Origin of the sequence: Pseudoalteromonas rubra (assembly GCF_004212645.1) — a bacterium.
Classification (GTDB): Bacteria; Pseudomonadota; Gammaproteobacteria; order Enterobacterales; family Alteromonadaceae; genus Pseudoalteromonas; species Pseudoalteromonas rubra_G.
This window is the reverse complement of record NZ_PPUZ01000002.1, coordinates 20,181-35,690: the sequence shown is the minus strand read 5'-3', so window position 1 is coordinate 35,690 and position 15,510 is coordinate 20,181. Positions and strand designations below refer to the sequence as shown.

Here is a 15,510-nt window from a genome sequence, read left to right as displayed (position 1 = left end):
TTCAATCCTGTTCTGATACCTTGTGTACATGGATCGGAGTGACCGGTAAAATAACTCCGCTCTTCATCTTCACCTTTACCCTACCAGCCACCCTGAATACGCTGTCTATGTGGTTTCTATTGATTGCGTAAGATCGGTGAACTTGCACTACGTGCGAGTCATCTAAATCAGCTACAATTCTCGACAGAGTCTTCCTGAGTGTGTACTTTTCTCCTTTTTGCTCCTGAGTGGTCCATAAATAGCAATAATTCTCTTCGACCTTTATGTACTCAATATGCTCGATGGGGATGGCTTTTTCAATATCATTGATCTTAGCTTTGACCGATTTTTTAGCCTTTTTGTTGTTATCCATCAGGTTGATAATAGAGTTCTTGTTTTTCATAAAAAATGCGACTGTAAAATATGAAAATAAAGAAACAAGGAATGACAAAATAACAGTGTCAACTATTTTAAAGCTACTATGAGAATAACCCATAATATCATGGGAGTCAGGCCCATAAACCATATCAGACACCAGTAATTCAAATAAGCAAGACAAAGTATAAAAAAGACAAAACCATAAGTTTATCTTAAATTCAGGTAGCTTTTTATTGTCTTTGTTCTTTATAGACTTAAAATACAAGGACATCATCAGACACGTTAAAAATACTTTTATGTACATTGTTAATACATGCGTGGTAAAAGCATGATCAGATTCAACGGGGTGATCGTTGACATGAACTATGTATAAAAAAAGAGAAGAAAACACAAAGCAAGATAGTAAGTAAAGCTTCTCCTGACAGTTAACTATTGAAATGCCAAAGCTTCTAATTTCTGACTTTAATTTCATTTCCATATCAAACCTTTGTTTTGGACAGTTTTAATCCTACTTGATGGTATAATATATCTCTGGACCTTGTTGTCAATTGTGATTGTTTTTTCCCTTTTTTCTTACACGCTGTCTGGGCTGAATAGGTTGTTGCTATAAATGAAACAAAAGACGAAGATGAAGATATTTCCCTAGTGACGTTTTTTGTATTTAAATTGTCAATAATTAACTGTTATAGAGCCACCAGCGCAACGCCGTATTACGCTAACGCGTTTTTTACAGCTGAGTGAGCCGAAAATTCCCCGGATATCAGCTGCCAGTGCCATTTTCACTTAAATACACAGCCTTTCCACTTCCCTGTCTTACTTTAAAGTATGTTATTGACAGTAAGGGGCTCTAACCCCTTAACTCTGCGAACTTTTTACTCTGGTAAAGCCCAAACTATTACACCGTTATCAACAAGGCCCACTGCGGACCAGCGCGGTTCTACATACCTTAAAAACTAAGCCTCAATTGAAGCGCCCCTATTCCATTTCTGCATTCGCCAATCAATTCAAGTCTAACGTGCAGGTCTAAAGTATAAATTATAGTCAATTGAATCAATTGGTTGAAAGGATAGATAACTTTTCTTGATGTAATGAATCAATCCCAAATCGAAACCTTGATTAACTCCGTTAGTCAACTTGTCACTAAGTTGGGCATTTCGTCACCAATTTCTGTACAGGAGATGGCGTTATGGGGAAATTAATGACCAGTAAGACGTACGGTCTTTTCGGATATTCATATCCAGAGCGTTCAAAGTTGGCTCGGTCGCGCTGGCTGGGTATGAAAAACACACAGCTATAGGAGAGAACAATAGATGAGTTTTACTTTATCACATGCAATAAAGGTAGTACTGGGGTTGGTTTTTATGTCATTCCTGGTTTTACTGCTCGGTTGCTCATCCGCTATGAGCAAGCTGGACTATTCAAATATTTTTAATAGAAAAGGCTGGAATCATACCGATAAAGTCGTTGAAAAATTGGCCTTAAAAAAGGGAGACGTGGTTGTCGACTTGGGTGCAGGCGATGGTTATTTTAGCTATGTGTTGGCTGAGGAGGTTGGCTCCGCGGGTAAGGTGTATGCTGTTGATATCTCGCAATCAGCATTGGATAAGATCAGTAAAAATGCAAAAGAAAGGAATTTAGACAATATCTACACGGTATTGGCCGAAGAAGCCGATCCGAATTTGCCTGTGAATGATATCAATATGATATTCATGTCTAATTCTTATCACCACATCTCTGACCGCATTACCTATTTCAAAAAAGTATCTAAGCATTTGGCCCATGATGGTCGTCTGGCGGTACTAGATACTAAAGAGGGCACGCCATTTTTTATCATTCCTCATGGCGTTCATGCACAGCAGATAAGGCAAGAGCTCGCAGAAGCGGGTTATAAATATACTGTGGGCTACGATTTTCTGCCATTCAATAACTTTCAACTCTTTACTAAATAACAGGGCTTATCATGTCAGGCAAGAAAGTGGGGCTACTTGCTGCGATATCAGTCATTGTAGGCAATGCTGTGGGTAGTGGCATCTTTACCACAACGGGTTTTTTGGCACGAGATGTTGGCAATCCACTGGTGATATTGATGATGTGGGTGACAGCGGGTGTTGTTGTATTGTGCGGTGTACTGACCTACTACAGGTTGCACTTGAAATGGCCAGAATCAGGCGGAGAGTTTGTTTACATAACCAAAGGGTTTGGCCCCCTGGCGGGCTTTCTTTCCGGCTGGGCTTCATTTGTGTTTGGTTTTGGTGCCGCAATAGCGGCATCAGCAATTAGCTTTGGCTACTTCTTCGACAGTGCTGTTAGCAGTTTTATCCAGCTAGATATCGCCACCGATCCGGCCATTCAGTTGTTAAGTGACAAGCGTGAATCCGAAAGCTTTAAGGTGGTCAATCCCAGCTATCTGGCGGTTGGGCTGGTCTTGCTGGTGACGTATTGCCACTCGAAAAGTGTTTCGCTCAGTGGTCAGTTTCAGTTTTTCCTTACTTTGTTAAAAGTCGTCTTTATTCTTACTTTGTTCTTGTTTGGTATGTCCGAGATTTATCAGGACTATACATCCACCGATACAACAACTCATGTGGGCTACTTTGAAAAGAACTTTGTCCAGGGGTCTTCTAGCAGTGTGTCTTTTAGTGATATTGCCGTGGGCATGGTTTTTATTATGTATGCTTACTCCGGCTGGAATGCTGCAAATTATATTAGCGAAGAAATAGAGAACCCTAAAAAGAATATGCTAACCGCCATGGTGGTAAGCACTTTGAGTATTGTCGTGCTCTATGTCTTTTTAAATATTGTCTATCTGTCTGCTTTGCCTGTCAGTGAGTTGGCTGCAGCGCCAATAGTGCCGGTTGCAGAAAAGGCATTAAGGGCGCTGTTAGGCGAAGGTGTTTCTATCGCATTCTGCGCCATGTTGTGTGTTTCCATTGTCAGCTCTATCAGCGCTATGGTGTGGGTGGGTCCGCGTGTTTATTTAAAAATGGCACAGTATAGCTCAAAGGTGCCAAAACGCTTAGCCAGCAAAAATAATCAGGGCGTTCCGGTGAATGCTATGTGGGCACAAACGGTTTGGGCTGTGCTGTTGTGTTTAAGTGGTACGGTCGAGAATATTCTGCTGTTTAGCGGTCTGCCTCTTCTTTTATTTAGTCTTTTGGCAGTGTGTTCAAGCTTTCAAATTACATTTCCAGATGATTCTTTATTCAAGTTTCTTTTCTATCGCGCGTGTTCTTTGATTTTTATTGTATGTGTGCTGTTTTCAATTTTTATTGTTTTCAAAGAAAAGCCGCTGATTTCAATCATCTCAATTCTAGTTCTTTCTCTTGGTGCTTTAGTCTATTTCTTTAGTGATTTTAGAGCATTGATATATAGAAATTATAACAATTAAACGGGTGTTTTATGGATAATAACAAAGTCTACAGGTTTGTCGGGTTTATAGTGAATAACCCCTTAAAATCTGTACTTATGGCATTAGTTCTTAGCTTTATAATGATTTCAGGGGTACGCTTTTTACAGGCTGATTTTACCTATAAAGCTTTCTTTTCGGAGGGTAACCCTCACAGAGCGACTATTGAGGATTTCGAAAAGCAGTTCAGTAACGATGATTCAATCGTTTTGCTGATAAAAAGCCCTTCAGGTATTTTTGATCAGGAGAGTGCAACACTGATCACTCAATTAACGGAGGAGATGTGGAAAGTACCCGACATTATCCGCGTCGACTCATTGAGTAATTATCGTTGGGTACATGCTCAGGAGGATGACATCATTGTTGAGCCGCTCATTCCGGAGCAGGGGCCTTATAGCCAAGCCTTGCTGGATGAGCGCAAACAGGTTGCGCTGACGGATGAGATTATTCCCGACTTTTTGGTCGATGCCAGTGCGCAGACGACCATGATTGTTGGTTATGTTCGCCCAACATTTGAGCAGCCGGTGATGCCTGAGCCGATAGTGCAGGCAGTTCGAAAGCTTGTGGAGCAATACCAAAGCGGCGATCATGAAATTCATATCACCGGCCGTATGGCAATTATGCAGGGCATGAAAGAAAGCTCGCAGGCCGATACAAAGTCCCGCCTTCCCTTGGTACTGGGTGTGATCATCCTGGTCCTGGCATTTCGTTTTAAGCATCCGGTAGGCGTAATGCCGGTCATTCCTGTCATTATTCTTAGCGTGATTGCAACTATGGGCCTGGCTGGTTGGACGGGTATTAAAATCAGCAATATTACGGCCATGATCCCACAGTTTATTATTGCGATTTGTGTCGCTGATGCCGTACACATTTTAACTTCTTATTTTAGTTACAGGCGGAAAAATTACGCAAATAAGTTGGCAGTGCAAACTGCACTGGATGAAAATGTTGTTCCAACACTGCTTACAACTATCACGACATCAGTTGCATTCTTCAGCTTTTTGTCGTCCGACATTGGTGCCGTTTCAGGGCTGGGCGTATTGGTCGGTATTGGAACTATTTGGGGCTGGTTCATGTGCTACTTCTTTTTGGGCGGCATTCTGTCGAAGGTGCCCAATAAAAAGTCTGCGGACCCGCTGATTGAAGTTCACAATGACCAGAGCGACATAGCCTCATCAGATAGCAGCTCGTTTATTTATCGTTACACCGAGAAAGTCTTTTCTTTAGCACCTGTTATAGCGCTGGTGTTTGTTGGGTTATCTGCGGCTAGCGTGTTTGTTGCCAGCAAGAATGAGATCAATGCGAATCCGTTCAAGTATTTTGCACAAGGTTTTTGGCTCAGAGAGTCTAATGATTTTGCAGAGGCAAACCTGAAGGGCTCGCAAGGAATGGAAATTGTCGTTAACAGTGGCACCGAGGATGGCATTAAGTCACCGGAGTTTCTAGCGAAGGTGGAAAACTTTCAGCGTTGGATAGATACCACGCCCGGAGTGGTCCGCACTTATTCGATCATTGACATTATTAAGCAGTCTAACCGTTCATTACATGCAGATCAGCAAGCATTCTACAAAATTCCTGATTCTCGTGAAGCGATAGCAGAGTTAATTTTCTTATACTCAATGAATTTACCTCAGGGGCTGGATCTGTCTAATCGGGTGAGTCTAAATAATGATGCGATGCGGATCAGTGTTCGCTGGACCAATTACGACTCCGCTTTGGCTACCCGATATGCAGATGAGATAGTGGCTTATGGTCAAAGTTTAGGCCTGGATGTGCATTCGACCGGCAAAATGCTGCTGTTCCAGAGAATGAATGGGTATGTCGCAACGTCTTTTGTGGTCACTTTACTGATCACCGTTGTGATTATTAGCATTCTGTTGCTCGTCACATTCAAATCGGTAAATCTGGGTTGGATCACATTGATCGCCAACTTATTCCCATTATGTCTGGGTATGGCGGTGCTGTACTTCACAGGAAATTCTATAGATATAGGTGCGGTTATTGTACTGAGTGTGTGTCTGGGGGTTGCGGTAGATGACACAATTCACTTTGTCAGTCACGCACAAAAACACTTAAATCAGGGGAGGGAACTAAAATCAGTCATTAGAGATACACTACTTAAAGTCACACCAGCAATAACCATTACAACGGTTATTCTGGCCATCGCATTTGGGTCATTCATTACAGCTGATTTCGTGCCAAACGCAAACTTTGGCCGTATGGCTGCCACCATCTTATCTACAGCCTGGTTAGCAAACGTCACTTTGCTGCCTGCACTGTTATACCTGTTTCTGCAAAACAAGCAACCTGCTTTGAATTCTGAGAGTACGCCAACTTCAGAAATGAGCTAAGTAAAAAATAATAATATAGGACTGTGTTATGGAAGATATAATGGAATACGAGAGAAACAACTTTCTATTTGATGTACCTTTAACGGGTAAAATCGCATCATATTGTGAGCTATTGGATCACTTAGCCGTCACTATGCCTCATCGACTTGCGATCCAGTTTTTGAAAAAAGGGGTAGAAGAAGAACAATTAACTTATGAAGAACTGAGAGAGCGTTCAGTATGTATCGCTAATCGCTTGCTGGCCTCAGGGCAGGCTGGTGATCGCGTCATTCTGATGTTCGACCAGGGGGTCGACTATATCACTGCGTTCCTGGGCTGCTTGTATGCCCGCATGGTCGCTGTCACAGCGTTTCCACCGCAGGATCCAAGACGCAATGATCGTCTGACCGCCATCATGGATGACTGTGCTGCTCACCTGATCCTGGTCAATGATAAAACCTGGGGAGCGCTCAATAGCGATGCGGTCTCTGCCAGAGATAATGTTGAATTGATCAATGTATCTGAGGTCTGTCTTGAGTACCTTAATTATCAGACCTTACCTCAGGTTCAGTTAGATGACTTAGCATTCTTGCAATACACGTCTGGCTCAACAGGCACCCCAAAAGGGGTGATGATTACACACCGTAACCTGTTGTCCAATGTTGAGCTGGAGCGCTCTAATATGGGGCTGCACAGCAAGAGTGTTTTTGTTTCATGGTTGCCTTTGTATCATGATATGGGGCTGATTCTTATCTCATTGTGCGCGATTTCTAATGCCTCACCTTTATACTTTATGGCACCGGACGACTTTGTCAGAAATCCGTTGCTGTGGCTGGAAGCGATCAGCAAATATAAAGGCACAGTGAGTGGAGCCCCCGATTTTGCATTCAGAATGTGCTGTGACAGGATTAAAACGTTGCCAGAGCACGTCGATTTGTCATCACTGGAAGTGTTGGTCAACGGCTCTGAACCAATCCGTCAAACAACGGTTGAGCGCTTCTATAATACATTTGCGCCTGCTGGGTTGAGTAAGAATGCCATGCACTCTGTGTATGGGCTGGCGGAGTCGACCGTCTATGTGTCTGGCGTAAATATTCTTAAACACAATAAGCGGTTTTGCGAGTTGTCTCTGGAAAACGGGCTGGCAGTAGAGCGTCACGATGGTGGGAGGCATTTGGCTAGCTGTGGCAGAGTGGATGTAGAGTTTGCGCCAGATATTCGCATTGTTAATCCTCATACCCAAGTTGAAGCAGAACAAAATACGGTCGGAGAAGTTTGGATTTCGGCAGCCAGTAACGGCGTAGGTTATTGGGGGCGAGCAGCCCTGTCTGACGAAGTGTTCAAAAACCGCATTGACTCTCAGAACAGTGATTACCTGCGCACAGGTGACTTAGGCTTTATTTATCAAAACCATTTGTATGTATGTGGCCGGATCAAAGATCTGATCATTATTCGCGGTCGCAACCTTTATCCATCAGATATTTGTTCCAGTGTTGAGTTTTCACATGAATCGTTGCGTTCCCGTCCTATCTCTGCGTTTAGCGTAGACACACCCCAAGGCGAGAAGCTGGTGGTAGCAATCGCGAATAAAGGCAGTGCGGATGACTTCGATAAGATAGTTCAGGCGATTAAAAAGCGCGTTTTGAACGATCACGGAGTTGATGTTTCGGGTGTGGTGTTTGTCAGCAATCAAAATCTATACCGCACAACAAGCGGAAAAATTCAGCATGTTAGATTGAGAGATGAATTTATTCATAACGCACTGAGCTATCGCTATCGATACCTTGATGAGGTACTCACCGCTTTGTTTGAACACAACCAGCCAGCTCACGAAGTAACAGAAAGCTTTGAATTCCGCCACCATGATGTCAGCCAGACACTTTGCACATGGGTGAAAGATCTCTCTAACTCTTCTGAAAGGCCTGACAGCCAGTGCAATTTGTTTGAGCTGGGGCTCGATTCTTTGCGCGTTGCTCAACTACTGGAAAGTATTGAGGAGCACTATGGTGTGACAGTGGAACTGAATGAGTTTTACGAACCCCCGACACTGGCTGAGCTAACCGATACAGTCAATCAGCGCTTCAGGGAGAAACTGGGCATATCAGTAGAACAAGAACATAAACTGGTGGAGATACTTGTATGAATCATTTAATTGAGCAAGGAGAGTCGCTCTTTAATGAGCTGAGCGAACAGTCTATAGCGATGCAGCTGGTTGGAGATAACGTAAAAGTATACGCCAGGCAAAATACCATCAGCGAGTCTTTGCTGTTAAAAATTAGGCAAAACAAAGAGCAGCTAAAGGAGTTCTTAAAAAGTAAGAAAAAGCTGCCACAAATAAAACCAGACAAGGAAGCCCTGTATCAACCTTTTCCGTTAACGGATATTCAGCGCGCCTATTGGGTTGGCCATCAAATGGAGGTGGAGCTGGCCGACGTCTCTATCCATTATTACTCTGAGGTGCTGTGTGCATCATTGGATCTCGTACGCTTTGACGAAGCGGTGCAAAAAACCATCGCCCGTCACGACATGTTGCGCGCGGTGGTCGATGAGCAAGGCTCACAACAGATCTTAGCCAACACGCCAGCCTATGAGGTGCAGTTTGATGACATTCGTCATCTGGATGATGCGCAAAAAACGACCTGGCTCGGTGAATATCGCAATGCCAGATCGCACTCGCAGCGCAGCCCAGGACATTTTCCGGGGTTTGACTTTAGCATTGTCCGAGTCAGTGACGCACAGGACATTCTGTACGCGAGTGTAGATCTGTTGCATGTCGATGGCGGAAGTCTGATGATCTTGTTCAATGATCTCTACCGGTTTTATGAAGATGCGTCATATAACCCAGAGCCCATATCCATTTCATATCGCGATTATGCGTTAGCAGAGGCCAGCATTCATCACTCTGCGCTGTATCAGCAAGGGCTTGAATACTGGCGCAATGAAGTGAAGAACCTGCCTGCAGCGCCCGACTTACCGCAGCTGAATGTCGCCAGTCAGGCTTCACGCTTTGTCAGACACCAGTTTAATATTACGCCGGAGCAAGGAGCGATGCTTAAGCGTCGTGCTGCTGATTTGAAAGTCACACCCACAGTATTTGTGATGCTTGCATTTTCGGAGTTGTTACGTAAGTGGAATAGTGGCAACGACTTCACCCTGAATGTGACGGTCTTTAACCGGCTGGCAATGCACCCGGAAGTCAATCAGTTGATTGGTGACTTTACCTCTATGTTGCTTATCCCGGTCAGTCATGATCAGGACGAAACCCTGGCCGACAAAGTGCTAAGACTGCAAAAGAAACTCTGGTCTTCAATGAAACATCGCCATGTCAGTGGCGTTACAGTGCTCAACGAGCTGGGCAAATACACTGGTAATCAAGGCAATGTGCAGATGCCAATCGTCTTTACCAGTATGCTGGACTTGGGCGGCCAAGGGATCCCTTCCAACTGGCTGTCATGTTTTGGTGAAGAGCAATTCACCCTGACTCAGACACCACAAGTGTCATTCGATCATCAGATCACTCAGCTTGAGTCAGGTGAAATGCGCTTTAGCTGGGATGTGATAGAGCATTTGTTCCCGCTGGGCATGGTTGAAGACATGTTTGAAGTTTATGAGCAACTGGTACTGGCACTGATCGAGGACCCCGCCAGCTGGAAGCAAAACAGTTTGGATATCTTGCCACAACGACAACTCGAAGTGGTGGCGCAGGCCAATGACAGTCAGGTGGATTTTGGCGAGCCTTGCTCTTTACTGGATTTGTTTAAAACCAGTGTGGCAGCGCAACCCGACGCGACAGCGGTAGTCAGTGGTGATACGCACTTTAGTTATGCACAACTGGATCTGCAGGCCCGTCAGTTGGCAGCAAAAATCATCGAGCACAATATTGCGCCAGGCAGTGTCATCGCCATTTTTATGGAGAAAGGCTGGGAACAAGTTGTGGCGGCACTGGCCATTCATTACAGCGGCTGTGCTTATCTGCCGCTGGATGTTGAGCAACCGGTACAGCGCCTCAGTTACCAGCTGGAAAATAGTGCCGCTGTGGCAATATTACATCAAGATCACCTTCTGTCTCAGGCACAGACATTACCCGTTGCGCATGCCATTGCCGTGACTTTGCAGGAACAAACAGAGTGTGTGCCTGACGAGCAAGTGTTGTTACAACGTAAGCCCGCCCCGGGTGATTTATCACACCTGATCTACACGTCCGGTTCAACCGGTAAACCAAAAGGGGTAATGGTCGAGCACCAACAGGTCGTTAACCGTATGCTGGACATCAATCAAAGATTTGCGATTGGCGCCGGGGATGCTGTGATAGCCCTGACCGCTTTGCATCATGATCTCTCGGTCTATGATCTGTTTGGTATGCTGGCTGCAGGCGGCACTATGGTGATCCCACAGCGGGACTTACGTTTGGATCCACAGCACTGGCTGGCACTGGCGTCGCGCCATCAGGTCACGGTGTGGAACTCGGTACCGGCCTATTTAGATATCTTTTTAGATTATCTCGATACCCAGTCTCAGGCTATGAGCGCCGATGCATTCAAAATGTTTATTCTGGCGGGAGACTGGATCCCGGTCAACCAGCCCAAGCGTGTCCATGGTTACTGGCCACAGGCACAGTTTGTCGCATCCGGCGGGCCAACAGAGACCACTATTTGGGATATTTATAATCTGGTTGATCCCAACGAGACTTTCAAATAGTCCATACCTTATGGCAGGCCACTGGCAAACAGTCAGTACAAGATCCTCGACCGCCATATGAATCCGTGCCCAACCTGGGTTGCCGGTGAAATGTATATCTCAGGCGCAGGTGTCACCGCCGGGTACATGAATCAACCACAGCTCACCGCCGAGCGCTATGTAAAGCTGCCCACAGAAGACACTGTGTATTTCAAAAGTGGCGATATGGGCAGGTACTTACCGAACGGGCAGATTGAGTTTGTCGGCCGCAATGACCATCAGGTGAAGATCCGCGGCTTGCGCATCGAACTGCCGGAGATTGAAGCCGTAGCCGAAAGCCTGCCGGAAGTGAGCCGGGCCGTGGCGCTGGTTAAACAAACCGACCAGGGTCCCAAGCTAAGGCTTTGGGTACAAGCCGGGTGTGTCATGGCCGAGAGCGTGTCTACGCCGATTGATTTCGATGGACAGGAATCGGACTTTGAATCGTCGGATATGTCGGTGGCAGATGTCAGCGAGCGGCTCACCAGAAAACTGGAGTATCGTGCCCAGCAGGTTGCTGATGAGTCAGCGCTGCATACCTTACCTGATATCCAGCATGAGCAGCTCAATCAGCTCAAAAGCTATCGGGAGTTCGCCAGTCAGACCATGTCTCTGGACGCGTTTAGCCGTTGTCTGGCGTTGCTCAGAGCACGTACCAGTGGTGGCGAAATGAAATCCGGTTATGGCTCTGCTGGTGGCCTGTTCCCGGTGCAGATCTATTTCCACCTCAAAGAGAACTGCGTCGAGTCGTTGCAGGCGGGCCTCTATCGCTACTACCCGTTACAGCATGCGGTGGCCTATGTGAACGCAACACAGGCAGATCCCGAGCAGCACTTTAATCATAACCGGGTCACCTGTGAAAACGCACCTATCGCCATGTATTTTGTGCTGCATGAACCCACGATAGTCCCTCAGTATGGCCAGTTTTCTGAGTCCATGGGACACATCGAAGTTGGCATGATAGCGCAATTGCTGCGTAGCGAAGGGCCAAAAATTGATCTGGGTATTTGCCAGATAGGTGGCCTGAAAGATCAAGCTCGATTAGAGCAAGACCTTGGCCTGACAAGCGATCACACGTATCTGGGATCGCTGCTGATGGGTCAGATAGACCATCATGCCAAAGAAGCCGAGATGCTGAGCCAGTCAGAGATAACGGCACGGGTTCGCGAGCAATTGTCAGCCAGTCTGCCGAACTACATGGTGCCGGATGAGATAGGCGTGCTGCCTGAGTTACCGCTGACAGCCAATGGCAAGGTGGACAGAAAAGCGCTCCTGACTAAAGAGGTGGCGACACAGTCGAGCATGGAGATCAGCCAACCGACCAACGAACTGGAAGCGATATTGTGTGACACCTTCAAAAGCATCGTCGGTGCAGAGCAGGTCAGTACTACAGAGCGCTTCTTTGATATGGGCGCTAATTCCGCGCTGTTGGTACAGGTTTACCATGCATTTAGGAAGCAGGTGGACATTGAGTTCAAACTGATCGAAATGTTTAAACATCCAACGGTGTCCGGGCTTATTGCCAGCATCGCACAGCCCGCCACACTCCAAGCAGACACTGCCAGTTCGGAAGCTGAACTTGAGCGGTTGAGAAGAAAAAGAACCACACTCAGAAATCGACTTAAAAAGGGATAGTTATGAATTACGATAATGCAGTCGCCGTCATTGGCTTGTCCGCCCGGGCCCCGGGCGCATCGGACCTGGCTCAGTTTTGGCGCAATTTATGTGCAGGTGAAACCGCATTCACAGAGATAAGCGACGAGGCACTCAAAGCGCAGGGCATACATGACAAGTTTCTGGCGCAGGATGATTATGTCAAAGTGGGCGTGGGGATCGAAGATGTCGATAAATTTGACGCGTCATTTTTCGATATACCTGCCAGGGAAGCATGTGTGCTCGATCCTCAGCAGCGGATCTTCCTGGAAGGCTGCTGGGAAGCTCTGGAAAATGCGGGCTATGCCACAGAGCAAGCCGAGCGTTCGGTTGGTGTGTTTGCAGGCGCCAGTATGAATTCGTACTGGATGAGAAACCTGGGTTGTCAGCCAGAGTATGTCTCATCCAACGCCGGGTTTCAGGCGCTATTAGGTAACGATAAGGACTATCTGGCCACTCGAGTGGCGTACAAGCTTAACTTGCAAGGTCCGGCAGTGACAGTACAAACGGCCTGTTCTACCTCTCTGGTTGCGGTTCATATGGCTTGCCAGAATATTCTGCTTGGTGAGTGTGATATGGCACTGGCAGGAGGGGTATCCATTAAGGTCCCCCAGGATGCTGGATATTTTTATCAAGATGGCATGCCGTTTTCTAAAGATGGTCAATGTCAGGTGTTTGACAAAGACGGCTCCGGTACCATCTTTGGCAGTGGAATGGGGGTGGTGTTACTCAAGGCCTATGATCAGGCCATAGCGGATAACGACAACATACTTGCGGTGATCCGTGGCTCTGCCTTTAACAATGATGGTAACCGCAAAGTAGGCTTTACTGCGCCGAGTAGTGAAGGTCAGGTTGCAGCTATCAAGCGTGCTCTGACTGTGGCAGAAGTGGATGCGCACAGCATCAGCTACATTGAAACTCACGGCACCGGCACAAACCTTGGTGATCCAATTGAATTCCAGGGGATCCAAAGTGTCTATGGTAACGGCGATATGCCTTGCTTTATTGGGGCGCTCAAAGGCAGCGTTGGTCATTTAGAGACCGCTGCGGGGATCGTTGGCCTGATCAAAACCGTGCTGATGTTGCAGCACAAACAGATCCCGCCACTGGCAAACTTCAAGGAACTTAACCCGCTGATTGAAGCTGATGGCACGCGTTTTCGCTTTAATACCACCGAGCAACCCTGGGATGCAGACTTCCCGCGCCGGGCAGGCGTCAGCTCATTTGGTATGGGGGGCACCAACAGCCACATCGTACTGGAGGAAGCACCTGCACCGGGCGTAGACACCGTATCTGCCGATCTGACGCGTGAAATCGTCACCCTGTCGGCGAAAAGTGCTAGCTCACTGGAGCAAATGTCCGCCAACCTGTTGCAGTGGCTGGAGCACAACCAGGATGCAAACTTCCACCATGTGTGTGCAAGCTTGCAAACTCACCGTCAGGACTTTTCACACCGGCGCAGCTTTTTAGCCTCCTCGGTTGAGCAGGCCATTGATATATTGAAAAACCACCCTGAGCAACAGTTGACCATGTCCTCTCCTCAAAGAGACAGCCTGGTGTTCCTGTTCCCTGGTGCTGGTGCACAGTATGTCAATATGGGGCGTGACCTTTATCGCAGTAATGCTACCTATGCGGCAGCTCTGGACCGTTGCCTGGATCGCTTTGAGTCGTTACTGGGTTTATCGCTGAGAGATTATCTGGATAGTGCACCACAGAACACAGACGCGCTGATGCAGGCCATGCAGGCACCCAACCTGATGTTCCCATTAACTTTTAGCTTTCAGTATGCACTGACTCAGCTGCTGGCGGACTGGCAGCTGCAGCCGCAGGCCTGTTTAGGGCACAGTCATGGAGAATACATCATCGCCCACCTTGCGGGAGTGATGGACTTTGAGACGGTGACCTTACTGGTAGCCAAACGCGCAGAGCTGATGATGAAGCTGCAACCCGGGCAAATGCTCGTGGTTCCCCACAGTGCCGAACAGGTCGCGACAGTGGTTGCCGACATGCCTATCTCATTTGGGGCAAAAAACAGTGCTAAGAATACCGTGCTCTCTGGCAGCACCGAGCAAGTGGCGGATGCCAAGCGCAAGCTGGATGCGCAACTGGGTGGCGACATTAAGGCACTGCATATTGACGCCGGCCTGCACAGCCATTTGATCGATGCGATTTATGACGAGTTTTTGGCCGTCGTCGCGCAATGTCAGCTACACGCGCCCAAGATTGACTGGGTATCTTCCATCTCCGGCGAATGGGTGAACGAAGCGACGGTGACACAAAGCCAGTACTGGGCGGATCACATGCGTAATACCGTTGAGTTTGTGACGGCCAGCACCACGATGATGGAGAAGTATCCTAATGCCGTGTTCCTGGATCTTGGTCCCAATCAGGTCGTTGGTGAATTATTACGAGAAAATCATGCCGATAAAAATCCATCCGTGGTTCCCTTTGCCCGCAGCTTACGCCAAGCCGTGCCGGATACGGCTGTACTGCAAGAAGCACTGAGCAGACTTTGGTTGTGTGGCTATACACTGGATTGGTGTGCACTGAATCCTGAGCCGGTGCGTCCTTTACCTTTGCCGACCTATGCGTTTGACCGCCGCTCATATTGGGTTGAATACAATCAAGACCCCGATGATGCGCTGCGCTTCGAGTCGCTGTCATTTAGCAGTGACACGCAAGAGAGTAGCGACAGCTCGGAGCAAGGCAATCGACCTAACCTGATGACACCCTTCGTAGCCCCGGCAACCAGCACAGAAGAAAAAGTCGCTCAGATCTGGCGGCAGTTCTTCGGGATTGCACCGCTTGGGATCTATGACAACTTCATAGAGCTGGGTGGCACATCGCTGCTGGCAACTGAGGTGATTGGCGATATCAACCGAGTGCTGAAGTGCAAAATTACCCTGTCTAACTTCCTGGCTGCCGGCAATATTCACAAAGCCGCGGAGCTTGTTGAACAGTGGCATGAAGAACATGAATTGAAGCTCAAGCTTGAGATTCTGGACATGTTAGAAACTGTCTAATCCACCCTGATAAAAAGACTTACGCAAG

General features: G+C 47.1%; 7 protein-coding genes and 1 pseudogene. 7 read left to right on the top strand and 1 reads right to left on the bottom strand.

Translation table 11 applies throughout. From position 1 onward, the window contains the following. Window position 1: 1 nt before the first annotated feature. The gene (locus C3B51_RS00765) at window positions 2-835 is read right to left on the bottom strand and encodes a LytTR family DNA-binding domain-containing protein (protein WP_130243852.1); all 834 of its coding nucleotides are present in this window, start codon (window positions 833-835) and stop codon (window positions 2-4) included. An 832-nt stretch (window positions 836-1,667) separates the two neighbouring features. On the opposite strand from C3B51_RS00765, the gene C3B51_RS00760 reads away from it, so the two are divergent. The 7 genes and pseudogenes from C3B51_RS00760 to C3B51_RS00730 all read left to right on the top strand — a co-directional run bounded on the left by C3B51_RS00760 (window position 1,668) and on the right by C3B51_RS00730 (window position 15,482). Next, on the top strand, window positions 1,668-2,306 hold the full coding sequence (locus C3B51_RS00760) for a class I SAM-dependent methyltransferase (protein ID WP_125716301.1): 639 nt from the start codon (window positions 1,668-1,670) through the stop codon (window positions 2,304-2,306). Between the two features lie 11 nt (window positions 2,307-2,317). Continuing rightward, the gene (locus C3B51_RS00755; RefSeq protein ID WP_125716302.1) at window positions 2,318-3,742 is read left to right on the top strand and encodes an APC family permease; all 1,425 of its coding nucleotides are present in this window, start codon (window positions 2,318-2,320) and stop codon (window positions 3,740-3,742) included. A gap of 77 nt (window positions 3,743-3,819) precedes the next feature. Further along, a complete protein-coding gene (locus C3B51_RS00750) occupies window positions 3,820-6,111 on the top strand; it encodes an efflux RND transporter permease subunit (protein WP_164519167.1) in 2,292 nt (763 codons plus the stop codon). A gap of 28 nt (window positions 6,112-6,139) precedes the next feature. After that, window positions 6,140-8,233 (top strand): AMP-binding protein, encoded by a 2,094-nt coding sequence (locus tag C3B51_RS00745; RefSeq protein ID WP_130243851.1) that lies wholly within the window; start codon window positions 6,140-6,142, stop codon window positions 8,231-8,233. Beyond that, window positions 8,230-10,902 (top strand): annotated as a pseudogene (locus C3B51_RS00740) (AMP-binding protein); the annotation flags it as partial. The gene C3B51_RS00745 and the pseudogene C3B51_RS00740, both read left to right, overlap by 4 nt. Further along, complete coding sequence (locus C3B51_RS24125) at window positions 10,879-12,441, top strand: SagB/ThcOx family dehydrogenase (protein ID WP_346427709.1); 1,563 nt, start codon at window positions 10,879-10,881, stop codon at window positions 12,439-12,441. The pseudogene C3B51_RS00740 and the gene C3B51_RS24125, both read left to right, overlap by 24 nt. A gap of 2 nt (window positions 12,442-12,443) precedes the next feature. Next, window positions 12,444-15,482, top strand: coding sequence for a type I polyketide synthase (locus tag C3B51_RS00730; protein ID WP_130243848.1), 3,039 nt, complete (start codon window positions 12,444-12,446; stop codon window positions 15,480-15,482). Window positions 15,483-15,510: the final 28 nt, after the last annotated feature.

What these genes read in the sequence shown, in the direction of transcription:
- C3B51_RS00765 (WP_130243852.1), bottom strand. Translation starts at nt 835, where the DNA reads ATGGAAATGAAATTAAAGTCAGAAATTAGAAGCTTTGGCATTTCAATA.
- C3B51_RS00760 (WP_125716301.1), top strand. Translation starts at nt 1,668, where the DNA reads ATGAGTTTTACTTTATCACATGCAATAAAGGTAGTACTGGGGTTGGTT.
- C3B51_RS00755 (WP_125716302.1), top strand. Translation starts at nt 2,318, where the DNA reads ATGTCAGGCAAGAAAGTGGGGCTACTTGCTGCGATATCAGTCATTGTA.
- C3B51_RS00750 (WP_164519167.1), top strand. Translation starts at nt 3,820, where the DNA reads ATGGCATTAGTTCTTAGCTTTATAATGATTTCAGGGGTACGCTTTTTA.
- C3B51_RS00745 (WP_130243851.1), top strand. Translation starts at nt 6,140, where the DNA reads ATGGAAGATATAATGGAATACGAGAGAAACAACTTTCTATTTGATGTA.
- C3B51_RS24125 (WP_346427709.1), top strand. Translation starts at nt 10,879, where the DNA reads ATGTATATCTCAGGCGCAGGTGTCACCGCCGGGTACATGAATCAACCA.
- C3B51_RS00730 (WP_130243848.1), top strand. Translation starts at nt 12,444, where the DNA reads ATGAATTACGATAATGCAGTCGCCGTCATTGGCTTGTCCGCCCGGGCC.